Below are 16982 nucleotides of genomic sequence, written 5' to 3'. Positions count from 1 at the left end.
CTCCTTCTCCCCGTAAAACGGGAGAAGGAAGAGCCAATCACCCCCGCCAGACCCCTTCCTTCCTTAAATCATCCATGGTGCGTGAAATGCCTTCGCGCAGGATCGCCACCATGTCGTCGACCTGCTCGCGGCTGATGATCAGCGGCGGCGACATCACGCACATGTTGATCAGCGGCCGCACCAGAAGCCCTAGCTCGTGGCAATGCGTATCGATGCGTTTGCCCACATTCTTGTCGAGCTGCAGCGGATCCTTGCTGTCGCGGTCGGCGACGCATTCGACGCAAGCCATCAGCCCGACGCCACGCACCTCGCCGACCAGCGGCAGCTCTTCCAGCGTCTTCAGTCGCGCCTGGAAATAGGGCGCGATCTCGCGCGTGTGGGCGAGCACGCCCTCTTCCAGCAGATCGAGATTCTTCAGCGCGACGGCGCAGCCGATCGGATGGCTGGTGTAGGTGAGCCCATGGCCGAACAGCGCATCGGGATGGTTGGAGCGGCGCAGCTCTTCGAGCAGGCGCTCGGAGATGATGACGCCGCCGAGCGGGAAATAGCCCGATGTGACGCCCTTGGCGAAGGTGATCATGTCCGGGTCGATGCCGAACACGTCGCCTGAGGCAAAGATATGGCCGAGCCGTCCGAAGCCGGTCACCACCTCGTCCGAGACATAGAGGATGTCGTTCTCGCGGCAGATCTCGCGGATACGCTTCAGGTACCCGTCCGGCGGCACGATGACGCCTCCGGAAGCCTGCACCGGTTCGCCGACAAAGGCGCCGATGCGCTCCGCGCCGACGCGCGCGACGGTGTCGCGGAACTGGTCGACCAGGAAATCGGTGAAGGCGGCGATGCTCGTCTCCTTCGGCCGCCGGAACGGGTCGGGCGAGGACAATTTGACCACCAGATCGTCGGCGCCGTCCATCCAGTCGCGGTCACGCGGCCGGCCGTTGAGCGAGGCCGACAGATAGGTCGAGCCGTGATAGGCGCCGCCGCGGCTGAGGATCAGCTTCTTCTCCGGCCGTCCGCGCACATTGTTGTAGAACTGCATGAAGCGCAGCGCCGTCTCCACCGCCGAAGAGCCGCCGGTGGTGAAGAAGGTGTGGCTGAGATCGCCAGGTGCCGCATCGGCGATGCGCCGGGCAAGCTCGGCCGAGGGCGCGTTCATCGTATACCAAGGCGTGTTGTAGGAGAGCGCCATCGCCTGGTCGTACATGACCTTGGCCAGCTCTTCGTGGCGATGGCCGACATTGATGCACCACATGCCGGCCGGGCCGTCGATGAGGCGCTTGCCGGAAGCGTCAGTGATGTAGATGCCGTGGCCCTCGCCGATCAGCGCGCGCGCCTCGTTGCCGACCGAGCCGGCGTAGGGCCAGGGCTGCAAGAGATGGCGCTTGGCGAGCTCGACCGCGTCGTCATCGCCGACATCGATGAGTTCGCTTGCCTTGATCTTCCTTTGAGCCGCCATTTTCGCCTCGCATCACCAGGGTTGTCAGATTTCGTCGGATATCAACGATATGGAAAACCATGGAAATTCGGCTTTTCATCATTTGATTTTGAATATCCGTTCAATCAATATCACAGAAATAGCGCTTGATTTCAATCGGCGGATGCGCTCATGATGAAAGAAAGCCGGCAAGCTAGGGAGCGATCGCGCTCCAATCATAATTCGGGAACAGGCAGCCGGCGCCACGAATGGGAAGGCGCATGGCGGGACAGTCCGAGCCAGCTACCGAAATCACGCCCGGAGCGTTGCAATGACGGTTGCCGCGGAAGGGTCGCCCCCGTTGCGCATGGCGGGATCGAGACGAAGGCCCTTTCTGCAATCGGAAGCCGTCCAGGGCTTTGCCCTGATCAGTCCCACCTTCGTCTACGCTCTCATTCTCCTCGTCTTGCCGATCCTGGTCGTCATCGCCCATTCCTTCTGGACGCAGAACTATCTCACCATCGATCACACATTCACGCTGGAGAATTACCGGATCGCGCTGACCGAGCCGATCTACCGCGACCTGCTCTGGCGCTCGCTCTACATCTCGCTGACCGTCAGCCTGTTGACCGTGGCTCTGGCCTATCCGATCGCCTATTTCATTTCCTTCCATGGCGGCCGCCACAAGAGCTTGTGGCTGTTCCTCATCACCATCCCGTTCTGGACCAGCTACCTGCTGCGCGTGATGTCGTGGAAGGTGATCCTCGGCTATAACGGCGTGCTCAACTCCGGCCTGATGGGCCTCGGCATCATCGACGAGCCGTCGACGGCGCTGCTCTACAATTCCACCGCCGTCATCATCACGCTGACCCATGCCTGGGCAACCTTCGCGATCCTGCCGATCTTCGTTTCGCTGGAGAAGGTCGACCGGACCCTGGTCGAGGCGGCGACCGACCTCGGCGACGGGCCGCTGCGCTCCTTCCTGCGCGTCACCCTGCCGCTGTCGGCGCCCGGCGTCATCTCGGCGGCGCTGATCGTCATGATCCCGACAGTCGGCGACTACGTCACGCCGAAGCTCGTCGGCGGCAAGGACGGCGTGATGATCGCCAACGCAATCCAGGCGCAATTCGGCAAGGCGTCGAACTGGCCGCTGGGTGCAGCACTTTCCGTAACCACGATGATCATCGTCTCGCTGATGGCCGGCGCCACTGTGCTGGTCTTCCGCGCCCTGCAGAGGCTGGCACGATGACGGCGATCAGACGTTACCTGCCCGGCTGGCTGTCGAGCTATGCCGTCCTCTATCTGCTGTTCCTTTACCTGCCGGTGATCTTCTTGCCGATCTTCTCGATCAACACGGCGGCGACGCCGAAATTCCCGCTCTCGGGCGTCACGCTGCGCTGGTACGAGGACCTGCCGCGCACGCCGGCGCTGATCGACGCCACCTGGAACAGCCTCATCGTCGGCGTTTCCGCCTCGATCCTGTCGACGGTGCTGGGCATCCTCGCCGCCCGCTCGATCACCCGTTACCGCTATCCCGGCCGCCGCGCCATCAACGGACTGATCATGGCGCCGCTGGTGCTTCCCGAAGTGATCGTCGCTATCTCGATGCTGCTGGTCATGCTGCAGCTCGGCCTGAGCCTGTCGCTGTTCACCGTGGTGCTTGGCCATGTGCTGGTCTGCATTCCTTATTCGATGACCGTGCTGACCTCCGGTTTCGAGGGTTTCGATCGCAGCCTGGAAGAAGCTTCCGCCGATCTAGGCGAGAGCGCGTTCGGCACCTTCCGGCGCGTGACGCTGCCGATGGTCGCGCCGGCGATCATCTCCAGCCTGCTCGTCTGCTTCACCATCTCGCTCGACGAATTCATCATCGCCTTCTTCCTCACCGGCACCGAGGCGACGCTGCCGATCTACATTTGGGGCCAGCTGCGGTTTGCGGCCAAACTTCCCGGCGTGCTGGCGCTCGGCACCTTGCTGCTCTTTGCGTCATTCCTGCTGATGACGATTGCCGAAATCCTGCGCCGCCGTGCGGCGAGACGCACCCAGAACGAGGGAGGCCTCTATGCTTGAGCGGATCCACTCCGAGCGCACGCAAACCGATCGCACCATGATCGAGATCCGCGACGTTACCCGCAGCTACGGCTCCTTCAAGGCGCTGGACAATGCCTCGCTGGCGATCAGGGAGGGCGAGTTCTTCTCGCTGCTCGGGCCTTCCGGCTGCGGCAAGACCACGCTTTTGCGCATGATCGCCGGTTTCGACACGCCGACCAGCGGCTCCATCGCCGTCGACGGCCAGCCGATGGACGGCATTCCCGCCAACCGCCGGCCGACCAATATGGTCTTCCAGAGCTATGCGATCTTCCCGCATCTCAATGTCGAGCAGAATGTCGCCTACGGCCTGAGGCGGCTGAAGCTCGACGCCGGCGAGGAGAAGCGCCGCGTCGAGGAAGCGCTGGCGCAGGTCTCGCTTACCGGTCTCGGCAAGCGCCGCGCCACCGAGCTTTCCGGCGGCCAGCGCCAGCGCGTCGCTTTGGCCCGCGCGCTGGTCATGCGGCCCAAGGTGCTGCTGCTCGATGAGCCGCTCTCGGCGTTGGACAAGAAGCTGCGCGAGCAGATGCAGGTCGAACTGCGCCGCTTGCAGCAGGCGGTCGGCATCACCTTCGTGCTGGTCACGCACGATCAGTACGAGGCCCTGGCGATGTCGGACCGCATCGCGGTGATGTTCGGCGGCAAGATCGCGCAGGTCGCTTCGCCGAAGGAAATCTACCAGCGCCCGGTCAATCGCCAGGTCGCCGACTTCCTCGGCGGCATGAATTTCGTAAAAGCCGAGATCGTCGAGGAAAACGGCGCTTCGCTGGTGCTCGACACGCTGGGCTTCGGCCGCGTCAGGACAGACAAGCCAAGGGCTTTCGTGCGCAATGGCGGCGCGGCGACGCTTGGCATCCGGCCCGAACGCCTGCGTGTTTTGTGGGACAACGCGTCAGCAAAATTCGAGGTCGCCGGCAAGGTCGTCGAGCGCCACTATTTCGGTGAGATCACGCATCTGATCGTCGAGATCCCCGGACTGGAAAAGCCGCTTTCGGTGACCGAGACCAACGATTTCGGCGCCGACGACATTCCGGTCGGCGCGCCAATCCGTCTCGCCTACGACCCCGAGGCGCTGGTGGCGATGGCGGACTGAATCTTTGCAGCAGCGACGCGCCCCGCCACGATCGCGCCTTCGACATAGCCCGGGAAAGACGGCGAGACTTCCGAAGCGGCAAAATAAACCGGCGGCGCGCCGGCAAGGATCACGTGCTCGGCATTCCGCGCCGTCACATCGGTGATGAGATCGCTATAGGCGCCGCCGCTCCAGCGGTCATGCGTCCAGTCGCGCGAGCTGAAATCGATGACGTCGGCGGCCCGCAGGCCGAGCGCCTGGACAAGCCTCGCGATGATTTCCGCACGCAAGGCCGCCTCGCCGAGCGGGTGCCAGCGCAGCGCCAGCGGCCCGCCAACGAAGACGACAAGCGCGGCATGGTCGGCATCCGTGCTGGCGTCGCAGGCAAACAGCCCCGGCTGGTCGCGCCACATGACCATGCCGCACAGGTCGCGCTCGCGCCAAAAAGGCTTTGCGTAACGCACCAGGATCTTGATCACCGCGCCGCTTTCCCAGACGCCGAGCGCACTCGCCAGTTCAGTCGGCAAAGGCGGCGCGAAGTCGAGCTTCGCGGCCGTCGCCGGCGGCAAGGCGACCAGCGCTGCGCCCGCTTCGACAACGCCGCCGGTCGAGACGACGCGAATGCCTTGCCGCCCGCGCTCGATCCGCGTTGCGGCTTCTCCCAGCCGCAGGCGGTTGCCGAGATCTGCTGCCAGATCATCGGCCAGCGACTGCATCGTCTCGCGCAGAAAATACTGCAGCTCGAAGACTTCGTTGGTGATGCGGCGATCATTGTCGATCAGGTACCACAACGGCACCTTGTCCAGCGGCAGGCACCACAGGCCCTCGATCATCGAACGGAAGGCTGCCTTGGCGTCGGCCGCGTCCGCCTGGCGCTCGAGCCATGTCGCCACGGTCAACCCGGCGATCGACGGATCGTCCGGCTCGATCCCGTTCATGCGCTCGCGGATTGCCATCGCGACATGATAGGTCCGCTCCGCCCGCGCTGGCGTCATCGACGGATAGGTGATGAATTCGCCCTCGACATAGGTCTCGACGAAGCTCTTGCCGTAGGCCCTCGCCAGCGCCATCACTTCGGGCATGTCCACGCACAAGAACTGGCCGCCGCTGTCGATCAATTCGCCGAGCCCATTGCGCACAGCCTCTACCCTGCCGCCGACGCGGTCGCGCGCCTCGAGCACAAGGAAATCGATACCGGCGCGCTTCAATTCGAGTGCGGCGGACAGACCGGTGAAGCCGGCGCCGACGATGACGACGTCGGTCCTTTCGATGATGCTCTTCAATAGCCGGCCTTGATCTTCTCGAATTCGGCGATCATCTTGAGCTTGAGCTCCGAGGGCAGCGGCTGCTGGAACAGCGTCTTGTCGACCCATTTTTCCACGTTGTCGTAGCCCTTTTCCTTCAGGACCGCCGGATCGACGCCGGCCATGCCCTTGGCATTGGCCTGGCCGTAGCCCCAATCCTTCACCAGCACCTTGGCGACTTCCGGATCGTTGACGGCGTTGAGGTAGTCATAGGCTTTGTCGACGTTGCCGGGCGCGTCCTTGAACAGCACGTAGCCGCAGACCCAGGTCGAGATGCCTTCGTCGGTGTCCTTCTTGGATTTGATCGGCACGCCGGCCTTGACCGACTGCACGGTCGCATCGTTCCAGGCCCAGGCGAGGTCGACCTCGCCGCCGGAAAGCAGCTGCACGATGTCGGTGGTGTCGGTCCAGTAGGAGCGCACATTCTTGTGCACCTGGCGCAGGAAATCGGATGCCTGCTTGAACTGGTCGTCCGTCATCTTGGTCCAGTCCTTGAGCCCGATGGCGAGGCTGGCCAACGCGTAGGCGTCGTCGACATTGTCGCCGATCGAAACCCTGCCCTTGTATTTCGGATCGGCGAACGCCTTCAGCGACTGCACGTCCTTTTCGGCGATCTTGTCGGAATTGTAGGTGAGCTGGGTATTGCCCCAGTCCCACGGCATGAACCAGGCCTTGCCGTCGGACGTCGTGGCAAGGTCCTTCATCGCCATGATGCCGGGGTTGAGATCCTTCCAGCCTGCGATCTTGGACGTGTCGAGCGGCTGCAGCAGCCCCGCCTCGCGCCATTTCACCACGCTCTGCGAGCAGGGATGGCCGAGATCGGACTTGAAGCCGGAGCGGATTTTTTCGAAGGCCTCGTCCTCGTCGCCGAAGAAGGCGAAGGTCGGCGAATCGCCGTTCTTCTCGACATACTTGCCGTGGAAGCTCGGATCCTCATAGCCTGACCAGTCGAAGACGATCAGATCCTTGTCGGCGGCGACCGCGAACGCCGCCGCCGAAGCGGCGAGCACGCTCCCAAGCGCCAGGGTCAATGTCAGGCGTCGGCTGAGTTTCTTCATGATGTTCCATCCTCTTTTGCCGGTCTTGTTGGCCGGCTGTTGCTAACCCGGCTTTCGCTAGCTCCAGTTCTCGCTAGCCAAAGTGTTTCGGGAAGGCGGCGGCCAAAAACGCATTCGCCGCCTGCAATGCGGTCTCTCGCGTGGTGTCCTCAGTCCCCATCATCAGCCGCAGCCACAAGCCCTCGAGCATGGCGCTGAGCGCCAGCGCTATGACCTGCGGGTCATAGGTGTAGTTGCCGCTCACTTTGAGCGTCGTGCAGAGATCGATGAAGACCTGCTGGTAATAGGCGTCGCGCGAACTGCTCAGCGCCTGGTAGGTCGGCCGCGACTTGGCTTCGCCCCAGAAGGCGAGCCATGCGGCAAGCTTGCGCTTGTTGCAGATCGAACGGTCGAAATCGGCCCATACCAGATGCTGCAGCTGCCGCGCCGGATCGTCGCCCGCCTTTTGCAGGGAAGTGCGCCAATGCGCCGAATATTCGTCATACATGTGCTGCAGCGTGGCGATCAGCAGCTTTTCCTTGCTCTCGAAATGGAAGTTGACGATGCCGCGCGACAGGCCCGCGCCGTCGGCCACGTCCGCCATCGTCGTTTCGGCATAGCCGCGCTTGGCCAGGGAATCGATCGTCGCCTCGATCAGCTGCAGCCGCCGGACCTCTTTCGAGGCCTTGCGGCCACGCTTTTCGGCATCGCCTTTCCGCGCCGTTTCGGGGAGAGCATCGCTCGCCTCTGCAGTCTTCATGGGTGTGACGGTCTCCAGCATTGCCGGCTATCCGACCGGCTTCCAACCGCGCAGATGAGTGGGGCGGTGCTCGCCACTGTCAAGCACCTTCTGCATCGCCTCCCAGGTCTTGATGTTCTTGTCGACATAGGCCGCGCCGACCGCTGCCGCGGCCCGCGCGTAGAGCGGTCCCTTGAGCCGCGAAAGCTCTTCGCGCGCGACCTCGCGGTACCATGGATTGCGGTCGCGTATGGTGATGTCGGTAAAGCCGGCGCGCCGCATCGCCTCGGCATAGCGCGCCGGCGAGGCCATGGCGAAGGAGAGCCCTTCGGCAGCGACATAGGCCTTCATCTGAGGCGACGGCTCGCCATCATGCGAAATCATCCAGTTCGACGCCGCAAACACCCCGCCGGGCTTCAGCACGCGAAAGATCTCGGCGAACAGCGCGTCCTTGTCCGGCACATGCAGCAGCGCGTCCTTGGAGAAGACGACGTCGAAGGAAGCGTTCGTGAAAGGAAGCGGTCCCCGCGGCGCCTGGACAAAGCTGACACGATCCTCGAGGCCCTGCATGATCGCCCCTCGCCTCGCCGTCTCGATCACCGGCCTTTCGACGTCGAAGCCGGTGGCTCGAGCCGCGCCGTGCGTTGCCGCCAGATGCAGCGTGATGCCGCCGGCGCCGCAACCGATATCGAGGATCGTTTTGCCCTTGAGGGAGAGGCCTTCGACCACGCGGTCGACCTCGTCCGGACCGCCCGGCGACAAGTAACCCTCGCCCCACAGCGCTTCGAGGAAGCGGATGGCGGTTTCGTCATATTCCGGCTCGGCGTCGGCCGTCTCGATCATCCGATCCTCAACCTCAAATGGCGATGCGGATCAATCCAGAAATCAAGGCAAAGCCTAGCGCATCAACAGGAAAACGCAACACCATTTGTTGAACATTCATTCAATATTGCTGGACAAAAAACTGTGATCCGTGCCAAATTCGGGGCAATCGGGGACAAGACGCACGGAGCAATTCCAGGAAAGCGTGATGCGGTTCTCCGACCGGAATTGCGGAGAAACAAGCAGATAGGGCAACCGGCGGGAGGTTCGGCGCGCATGAAGGCATGGGACGCGATCGTCATCGGCGGCGGCCATAACGGGCTGGTCACCGCCTGCTATCTGCAGCGCGCCGGGCTGGACGTGCTGGTGGTTGAGAAGAACGATTGGGTCGGCGGCGCGGCCACCAGCCGCGAGCTGACGCCGGGCTTCCTCTATTCCAACTGTTCCTATGTCTGCTCGCTGTTTCGGCCCGAGATCATGCGCGACCTGGAGCTGCCGCGCTTCGGCCTGCAGGTGATCTCCTATGAAGGCGGCGCGGTGTTCACGCGCGACGGCGACTACCTCGCCAACTACCGCGATCATGACGCCCATCGCCGTGAGTTCGCCCGCTTTTCGAAGCGCGACGCCGAGGCCTATGACCGCTATTCGCGCGACGTCACGAGGCAGTGCCGCTTCATCCAGCCGCTCCTGATGCGCACTGCGCCCGACCCGACGAGCTTCAGGCCGCGCGACCTGGGCGAGTTGCTTTATCTCGGCAAGAAATTCGCCGGCATCTCGGCCGAGGAGATGGCGCTGACCTTGCGCTTCTGGACGATGTCGATCTCGGACTTCCTCGACGAGTATTTCGAGACCGACGTCATCAAGGCGAACTTCGCGCTGTCCGGCATCATCGGCACGGCGCTGGGCCCGATGTCGCCCGGCACGGCTTATGTGCTGCTTCATCATTATATGGGCGAGGTCGACGGCTCGGTCGGCGCCTGGGGCTACGCGCGCGGCGGCATGGGCGCCGTCACCAAGGCGCTGGCCGCTTCCTTCAAGGCCAGTGGCGGCACCATCCGCACCGGCGCCGAAGTTGATCACGTGCTGATCAGGAACGGCAAGGCCAAGGGCGTGGTGCTTGCCGGCGGCGAGGAGATTTACGGCAAGCTCGTCATCTCCAATGCCGACGTCAAGCGCACCTTCCTGAAGCTGGTCGAGGAGAAGGAGCTGCCCGACATCTTCCTGCGCCGCGTCAGGAACTTCAAGATCCGCGGTTCGTCCGGCAAGGTCAACATCGCGCTCGATTCCCTGCCCAAGTTCCCGGCTTTGCCGAAGGATTCGCCGGTCTACCGCGCCGACATGCATTTCACCGATTCCATCGAGCGCATGGAGCGCGCCTATGACGACTGGAAGGCCGGACGCTGGTCGGCCGATCCCTTCCTCGACATGATGATCCCGACCACGCTCGATCCGACCATGGCGCCGCCGGGCAAGCATTTCATGAGCTGCTTCGTGCAATACGCGCCGCCGAAGATAAGAGGGGCGGACTGGACCGATGCCGACCGCGACGGCTTCGCCGAAAGCGTGATTGCGCAGATCGCGCAATATTCGCCCGGCTTCCGCGACCGCATCGTCCATATGGAAGTGCGCACGCCGCGCGAAATCCAGGCCGAGGTCGGCCTCACCGAAGGCAACATTTTTCAGGGCGAGCTCACCTTCGACCAGCTGCTCTTTAACCGCCCGGTGCCCGGCTACGCGCAATACCGCTCGCCGCTCAGTGGGCTCTATATGTGCGGCTCCTCCACCCATCCGGGCGGCGGCGTTATGGGCGCGCCCGGGCGCAATGCCGCCGCCGAGATCCTGCGCGATCTTGCCAAGCCAACCCTGCATATGAGCCCGGCCCATGACGTCATCTGATTTGAACTGGGACGCCATCGTCATCGGCGGCGGTCACAATGGCCTCGTCGCCGCCGCCACGCTGGCCAAGTCGGGCCGCAAGGTGCTGCTGCTCGAGGCCAGCAACGAGGTCGGCGGCGCCGCGCGCACCGAGGAATTCGCGCCGGGCTTTCGCGTCTCCACGGTCGCGCATCTGCTCAATCGCCTGCATCCCGATGTCGTGAAGACGCTGGAGCTGGAACGCCACGGGCTGACGGTAGAGCGCGGCGACTTCGTGCCGTCGGTTGCGCTGTCGAAGGACGGCCCGCTGGTGCTCCACGGCGCCTATGGCGAGGTGCTGACGGGCGCCAGCCCTTCGGAACAGTCCGCCTGGAAAGATTTGCGCGCGCAACTGCTGCGCTATGCCGGCGTGCTGAAGCCTTTCCTGTCGCGCCGACCGCCTGATCTTGGCGGCATGTCACTCGCCGATGTGACCGGGCTCGGCCAGACCGCGCTGGCGCTGAAGCGGCTTGGCAGGGAAGACATGCGCGACTTCCTGCGCGTGCTTTTGATGAATGTCTACGACCTGCTCGACGAGCAGCTCTCGGACGACCGGCTGAAGGGCCTGCTTGCTTTCGACGCGACGCTCGGCTCGCATCTTGGGCCGCGCTCGCCGACTTCGCTGCTCGGCCTCTACTACAGGCTGGCCGGCGAAATTGGCGGCCTTGCCGGCGCGCAGGTCCAGCCGAAAGGCGGCATGGGCGCCGTCGTCGCCGTCATCCGCACGGCGGCGGAAAAGGCGGGCGTTTCGATCCGCCCGGCTTCGCCGGTCGCCAAGGTGATCGTCGAAAAGGGCCGCGCCGTCGGCGTCGTCACGCAGGGCGGCGAAACGCTGCAGGCCAACATCGTCGTCTCCGCGATCAACCCGGCGACGACGATCCTCGATCTTGTCGGCCCGCGCGACGTCGATACCGGCTTCGTGCGCAAGGTGAAGAACATCCGCATGAAGGGCGATGCGGCCAAGCTGCATCTGGCGCTGGATCGGCCGCCGCAATTTTCGGGCGTCGACGCCGCCGGCCACAAAGGTCGCCTCGTCGTCGCGCCTTCGCCCGACCATGTTGAGCGCGCCTTCAATCCGTCGAAATATGGTGAGTTCTCGCCTGAGCCGGTGATGGAAATCACGCTGCCCAGCCTGGCCGACCTATCGCTCGCCCCATTCGGCGCCTGCGTGCTTTCGGCTGTGGTGCAGTACGCGCCTTATGCGTTGAGAGAGGGCTGGGGCGCCGGCAAGCCGCGCTTCCTCAAGGCGATCATGGCGCAGCTCGAGACCTATGCGCCCGGCATCGGCGCAACGGTCAGCCACGCCGAGCTTTTGACGCCCGCCGACATCGAGGCGCGCTACCGCATGCCTGGCGGCCACTGGCACCATGGCGAGTTGCAGGCCGACCAGATGCTGATGTCGCGGCCGGTCTCCGGCTGGTCGGGCTACGACACGCCGCTCGAAGGCCTGTTCCTCGCCGGCGCCGGCTCGCATCCGGGCGGCGGCATCTCCGGCGCGCCCGGCCTCAACGCCGCGCGCCGCATCATCGCGATGAAGGGGTGAATATGTTTTTGCAAATCGCTGAAGTCGCGCTCCATGGCGCCCCCCTCTGGCCTGCCGGCCATCTCCCCCACGAGGGGGGAGATCAGCAGCTCGATCTGTCGGCGCTTTTCTTGCGACGTTGGAGATTGGCGAAAGTCAGCGTGACGTCCAATCTCCCCCCTTGTGGGGGAGATGTCCGGCAGGACAGAGGGGGGCGCGAAGGAACGCCGTCATGAATCGTCATGTGAAAACCGACGCCGCCCGCACCCTCGCCCAATCCCACTTCCGCACGCTGCGGCTCGGCACCCCCTTCCAGCCGCGCATCGACGCGCTGGCGCTGACGAACGACTGGTACAACTGGGCCGGCTACCGCGCGCCGCATTCGCTGTGGGACGAGGAGCTCGAATATTTCGCCATCCGCAGCCAGGCGGCGCTCTTCGACATCTCGCCGATGACCAAGTACCGCATCGAGGGCCCGGACGCCGAAGCCTATCTCGACCGCGTCACGCTGCGAGACGTGACCAAACTGAAACCCGACCGCGTCCACTACACCGCCTGGTGCGACGACGATGGCTTTGTCCTTGATGATGGCACTTTGTTCCGGCTCTCGCCGACACGCTTCCGTCTCTGCTCGCAAGAGCGCCATCTGCCCTGGCTGCTCGACAGTGCGATCGGCTATGAGATCAGTGTCGAGGAAGAGACCGAAGCGGTCGCCGGACTTGCGCTGCAGGGCCCGACCTCCTTCGCCATCCTGCGCGAGGCGGGCTTTGGCGGCGTCGAGCGGTTGAAAATCTTCGACCTCGCCGAGTTCGCGCATGACGGCGCTGCCGTGACCATCTCGCGCACCGGCTTCACCGGCGATCTCGGCTACGAATTGTTCGTGCCGGCCGACAAGGCGCTGAGCCTCTGGGATCGGCTGATGGCGGCGGGCGAGCTGCGCGGCATCCGCGCCATCGGCTATACGGCGCTGAACCGGGCCCGGCTGGAAGCCGGGCTGATCGTCGCCAATGCCGATTTCACAGCTGCCGAGCACGCCATCCGCGCCGACCGCCTGCGCATGCCGGACGAGATCGGCCTCGGCTTCATGATCGATCCGGACAAAGGCCATTTCAACGGCCGCCGCGCCATCCTCGACGCCCGGGCGAAGAAGAAGCTGCGCCATGTGCTGGTCGGCCTGGAGATCGAAGGCAACATCCCGGCTGAGCATGCGATCGTCTACTACAAGAAAAGCCAGGAGGTTGGGCTGGTCAGCGCGGCGATGTGGTCGCCCATGGCCAAGCGCAACATCGCGCTCGCCTCGCTGCGGCGGCCCTATGGCGAAACAATCGTCGACGACCTCTGGGTCGAGATTTACGCCATGCGCGAGTTGCAGTACCAGAAGCTGATGAAGAAGGCGAAGGTGGTGCCGAGGCCCTTCATCAAGCTCGACCGCCGCACCGCCAACCCGCCCGCGGACTTTTGACATGGCAAGCGAAGCGGAAGACCTGGAAGCGGAAGCCGCCGAGCAGTGGCAACTGGTCAACACGCCACTCGGCGAGATGTGGTCCGGCCGCACTCGCTACGCGGCGGCGATGTATTTCTTCAAGCGCGGCGAAATGAACGCCGAGACGCTCGAGGTCTACCGCATTTGCGCCCGGCTCGACGCGGAAAACCCCTTGGCGATCATCCGCGACCGTGGCGTCGGCAAGGAATGGCTGAAGCGTATCGGCTACGACGGATAGACCCGCCTTAGCCTATGGTGCGCTCAAGCACGCTCAACCAATTCCGGTAAGCGATCTTCTCGATCAGCGCGCGCCCGAAACCGCGCGCGGCGAGCGCGTCGATGAGCTTCGGCAGACCGCCGACGTCGCCGATGGGGGCCGGGATCATGGCGCCGTCGAAATCCGAGCCCAGCCCGACCCCGTCTTCACCCAGCGCCTGCAACAGCGAATCGATGTGGCGCACCATGATATCAATGCTGGTGTCGGCGTTCATGCGGCCGTCCTCGCGCAGGAAGCCGGTGGCGAAGTTCAGGCCCACCATGCCGCCGGATTCGCGGATCGCGCCGAGCTGCCAGTCGGTCAGGTTGCGCGAATGGCCGCAGATCGCATGCACATTGGAATGGGTCGCGACCAACGGCGCATCGCTAAGCTCGGCCACGTCGCGAAAACCCTTCTCGTTGAGATGCGAGAGGTCGATCATGATCCTGAGCTGGTTGCACGCCTTGACCAGCGCCTTGCCGGCATCGGTGAGACCTGGCCCGGTGTCGGGCGAGGACGGAAAGCGGAACGGCACGCCGTTGCCGAAGGCGTTGGGGCGGCTCCAGACGATGCCCAGCGAGCGCAGCCCTGCGGCGTGCAGCACATCGAGCATGGCAAGCCCGGGATCGATCGCCTCGACGCCTTCGATGTGGAACACCGCCGCGATCGAGCCCTTGGCCATCGCGTCCCGCACATCGCCGGCGCTGCGGCAGACGGTCAATGCGCCGGCGCGCTCCAGCCGGAACAGGATCGAAGCCATGCCGATGGTCGAGGTGATCGCCTCGGCCTGCGGCAGTTCCGGCGGCAGCGGTTCATTGTCGCTCGGTGCCGGCGGCACGGCGCTGCGTTTCGACTTTTCGACCGGAGGCGGAAAGATCGCGAACATGCCGCCGGCAAAGCCGCCCTTCCTGGCGCGCGGCAGGTCGATATGCCCGCCCGGCGTCCCCTCGATGAACAGCTTTTCGACGTCGGCTTCCTTCGACTGGTAGAGCCGAAGCAGCGTGTCGTTATGTCCGTCGAAAACGGGGATCAGGTCGGTATCGGTCATCAGGGAAGCCATTCAAATCGGGGACGGGCGGGACGACGGGTTTCGTCCGAGCGAACCGTCAACTTAGGCAAGATGACCGGACGGTGCAAATGCCAAGAGCTTCCCCTTCTCCCCTTGTGGGGTCCGAAGGACGGGCGAGACGCGTGGCTCGCCCCGGGCGGTGGATCGGCGCGCAGCGCCGAGACGGATGAGGGGTGTTCCAGCGGAGTGAGACGCCGGCTTTCTCTGGAGCACCCCTCATCCGGCCGCTGCGCGGCCACCTTCTCCCACAGGGGGAGAAGGGAAAGACGGTGCTACCGCTTCAGCACATCCGCCCATTCCGGGTGGCGGCGGAACTGGGCGTTGGCGAAGGGGCAGAGCGGGATGATCTTCTTGCCGGCGGCACGCGCATCCTTGACCGCGCGGGTGACGAGCCGAAGCCCGGCGCCCTGGCCGCGAAAGACGTCCGGCACCTCGGTGTGGTCGATGATGAGCTGGTGCTCGCCGATCTTGGTGAACGTCATCTCGGCCTCGGCGCCGCCCGGGCCGCGCAGCACGTAACGCCCCTTGGAGCCGCGGTCTTCCAGTTCGATCTCGGGCAGTTGGTCGGCCATGTTACTTGCCTCCTTCGGCAACCGGCGCCGGCGCGAAAAACCGCCGCGCCGCTTCGATTTCATTCGGCCGAACCTCATGCCCGCCGTCGTGCCATTCCACTGTGACATCGGCGCCGTCGGCGCGCAAATAGGCCTCGAGCCGCGACGTCAAGTTGGGCGGACAGATCGGGTCGCGCCTGCCGGCCGTGATCAAGATGCGGCGGCCGGCAAGGCTGCCCTGGACGCGGGGTTCGAACGGGATCAGCGGATGCATCAGCGCCGTGGCGTCGAACAGGCCCGGCTCGGCGAACACCACCGACGCCAGGAGGTTGGCGCCGTTGGAGTAGCCGAGGCCGAACACCGCCGAGGGTTTTGCGGTCCCGACATGCGCCTTGACGAAGCTCGCCATCTTCGAGGTCGCGCGCGCCAGGTCGTCCATGTCGTAGACGCCCTCGCCGGTGCGGCGAAAGAACCGGGGAGCACCGTGCTCCGAGACATCGCCGCGCGGCGAGACGATCGTCGCCGAAGGCATAAGCTCGCGGCCGAAGCCGAGAAGCTGGTTCTCGTCGGCGCCCGTGCCGTGGAGGACGAAGAGCAGCGGACTGCCCGGCGTACCGGGCAGCACCTTATAGATGTAAGCGTCCTTGCTCATGGCTTCAGTCTTCCAGCTTCTGCAGATGCTGTTCGAGATAGGGCCTCAGATGCTGGTGCTGCGCCGGCAGCCTCAGCGCCTCGCCCAGATGCGCGGTGTCTTCGTCGCGGTCGAAGCCCGGCTCGTTGGTCGACACCTCGAACAGCACGCCGCCCGGCGTGCGGAAATAAATCGCCCAGAAATAGTCGCGATCGATGACCGGCGTCACGCCATAGCCCGTGTCGACAAGCGCCTTGCGCACTTCCAGCTGCTTGGCACGATCCTCGACCGCGAAGGCGACATGGTGCACCGAGCCGGCGCCGAGATTGGCAAAGCCGGCGCCGGGCAGTGATTCGATGTCGACGACATCGGCGCCGTTGCCGTTCTTGATCGCCAGCCGGCGGATATTGCCGGACTTGTCGACCTCCTCATAGCCCATGAATTTCAAAAGCTCCTCGGTGGCGCCGCCGTCCTTCAGCCGCAGCGAGACCGAGTGAAAGCCGCGGATCGCCTCGTCGCCGGGAACACCGCCCTTGACCCAGGGCGCCCGCTTGTCGGTCTTGTCCTCGACGAGCGCGAAACTGTCGCCGTCCGGGCCGGTGAAGGTGAGCCGCTTTTCGCCGAAGCTTTCGATGCGGGCAACATTGCCAACGCCCTCATCGGCAAAGCGCTTTTCCCAATAGGTCAACGTGCCTTCCGGCACCGAGAATACCGTTGTGCCCACCTCGCCGACGCCGTGCCGGCCCTTGGCGATATCGGGGAACGGGAAATAGGTCATCACCGAACCCGGCGTGCCGACCTCATCGGCATAGTAGAGATGGTAGACATCCGGCGCGTCGAAATTGACGGTCTTCTTCACCCGGCGCAGGCCAAGCTTTTTCGTAAAGAACTCATTGTTGCGGCGTGCATCGCTCGCCATCGAGGTGACGTGATGCAGCCCCTGTATCTGCTTGAGCACGATCCTGCTCCTTCCCTTTGTCCTTGTGCGGCCCTTGCCGCTGTCCACGCCAATATGAGGATGAGCGGGCCGGCGGCAAAGCGGGCAAACATAGAATGGACTGTATCATGAAAGTGAACGACAGT

Annotated in this window: 16 protein-coding genes; 7 read left to right on the top strand and 9 right to left on the bottom strand. The window is 64.3% G+C overall.

Going from position 1 to position 16982, the window contains the following annotated elements:
• Nucleotides 1-37 precede the first annotated feature (37 nt).
• Nucleotides 38-1456 carry an aminotransferase gene (locus LB525_RS18205; RefSeq protein WP_224545626.1) on the bottom strand — a complete coding sequence of 473 codons (1419 nt, stop codon included), beginning with the start codon at nt 1454-1456 and terminating at the stop codon, nt 38-40.
• Nucleotides 1457-1745: 289 nt separating this feature from the next.
• On the opposite strand from LB525_RS18205, the gene LB525_RS18200 reads away from it, so the two are divergent.
• From LB525_RS18200 to LB525_RS18190, 3 genes are read left to right on the top strand one after another with little or no spacing between them, the layout of a single operon-like run.
• A complete protein-coding gene (locus LB525_RS18200; protein ID WP_224545625.1) occupies nt 1746-2663 on the top strand; it encodes an ABC transporter permease in 918 nt (305 codons plus the stop codon).
• Complete coding sequence (locus LB525_RS18195; protein ID WP_224545624.1) at nt 2660-3481, top strand: ABC transporter permease; 822 nt, start codon at nt 2660-2662, stop codon at nt 3479-3481. Before LB525_RS18200 ends, LB525_RS18195 begins: the two co-directional genes overlap by 4 nt.
• A 37-nt stretch (nt 3482-3518) precedes the next feature.
• A complete protein-coding gene (locus tag LB525_RS18190) occupies nt 3519-4592 on the top strand; it encodes an ABC transporter ATP-binding protein (protein ID WP_224545664.1) in 1074 nt (357 codons plus the stop codon).
• On the opposite strand, the gene LB525_RS18185 is transcribed toward LB525_RS18190, so the two are convergent.
• The 4 genes from LB525_RS18185 to LB525_RS18170 form a co-directional block, all read right to left on the bottom strand.
• Nucleotides 4556-5854: a flavin monoamine oxidase family protein gene (locus LB525_RS18185; protein ID WP_224545623.1), complete on the bottom strand. Its 1299-nt coding sequence runs from the start codon at nt 5852-5854 to the stop codon at nt 4556-4558. The two genes, LB525_RS18190 and LB525_RS18185, sit on opposite strands and share 37 nt — an antisense overlap.
• The gene (locus LB525_RS18180) at nt 5851-6933 is read right to left on the bottom strand and encodes an ABC transporter substrate-binding protein (RefSeq protein WP_224527217.1); all 1083 of its coding nucleotides are present in this window, start codon (nt 6931-6933) and stop codon (nt 5851-5853) included. Before LB525_RS18180 ends, LB525_RS18185 begins: the two co-directional genes overlap by 4 nt.
• A gap of 73 nt (nt 6934-7006) precedes the next feature.
• A complete protein-coding gene (gene betI, locus LB525_RS18175) occupies nt 7007-7693 on the bottom strand; it encodes a transcriptional regulator BetI (protein ID WP_224527215.1) in 687 nt (228 codons plus the stop codon).
• A 6-nt stretch (nt 7694-7699) separates the two neighbouring features.
• Nucleotides 7700-8494: a methyltransferase domain-containing protein gene (locus LB525_RS18170; protein WP_224527213.1), complete on the bottom strand. Its 795-nt coding sequence runs from the start codon at nt 8492-8494 to the stop codon at nt 7700-7702.
• Between the two features lie 255 nt (nt 8495-8749).
• On the opposite strand from LB525_RS18170, the gene LB525_RS18165 reads away from it, so the two are divergent.
• The 4 genes from LB525_RS18165 (at nt 8750) to LB525_RS18150 (ending at nt 13630) form a co-directional block, all read left to right on the top strand.
• A complete protein-coding gene (locus tag LB525_RS18165) occupies nt 8750-10369 on the top strand; it encodes a phytoene desaturase family protein (protein WP_224527212.1) in 1620 nt (539 codons plus the stop codon).
• Nucleotides 10356-11930 (top strand): phytoene desaturase family protein, encoded by a 1575-nt coding sequence (locus tag LB525_RS18160; protein ID WP_224545622.1) that lies wholly within the window; start codon nt 10356-10358, stop codon nt 11928-11930. The genes LB525_RS18165 and LB525_RS18160 overlap by 14 nt, the downstream gene beginning before the upstream one ends.
• 211 nt (nt 11931-12141) lie before the next feature.
• The gene (locus LB525_RS18155) at nt 12142-13371 is read left to right on the top strand and encodes an aminomethyltransferase family protein (RefSeq protein ID WP_224545621.1); all 1230 of its coding nucleotides are present in this window, start codon (nt 12142-12144) and stop codon (nt 13369-13371) included.
• A gap of 1 nt (nt 13372) precedes the next feature.
• A complete protein-coding gene (locus LB525_RS18150; RefSeq protein WP_224527205.1) occupies nt 13373-13630 on the top strand; it encodes a hypothetical protein in 258 nt (85 codons plus the stop codon).
• Between the two features lie 7 nt (nt 13631-13637).
• Here LB525_RS18150 and LB525_RS18145 read toward each other — a convergent pair whose 3' ends face one another.
• The 4 genes from LB525_RS18145 to LB525_RS18130 form a co-directional block, all read right to left on the bottom strand.
• Nucleotides 13638-14696, bottom strand: coding sequence for a dipeptidase (locus tag LB525_RS18145; protein ID WP_224545620.1), 1059 nt, complete (start codon nt 14694-14696; stop codon nt 13638-13640).
• A 293-nt stretch (nt 14697-14989) separates the two neighbouring features.
• Entirely contained in the window at nt 14990-15289 is a 300-nt protein-coding gene (locus tag LB525_RS18140) for a GNAT family N-acetyltransferase (protein WP_224545619.1), read from the bottom strand.
• A gap of 1 nt (nt 15290) precedes the next feature.
• Nucleotides 15291-15920 (bottom strand): alpha/beta hydrolase, encoded by a 630-nt coding sequence (locus LB525_RS18135; RefSeq protein WP_224545618.1) that lies wholly within the window; start codon nt 15918-15920, stop codon nt 15291-15293.
• 4 nt (nt 15921-15924) lie between these two features.
• On the bottom strand, nt 15925-16857 hold the full coding sequence (locus LB525_RS18130) for a VOC family protein (RefSeq protein ID WP_224545617.1): 933 nt from the start codon (nt 16855-16857) through the stop codon (nt 15925-15927).
• Between the last annotated feature and the right edge of the window lie 125 nt (nt 16858-16982).

Source organism: Mesorhizobium sp. CA16 (genome assembly GCF_020165175.1).
Taxonomy (GTDB): Bacteria; Pseudomonadota; Alphaproteobacteria; order Rhizobiales; family Rhizobiaceae; genus Mesorhizobium.
The sequence above is the reverse complement of the archived record's forward strand: the minus strand, read 5'-3'. Positions and strand labels throughout refer to the sequence as shown.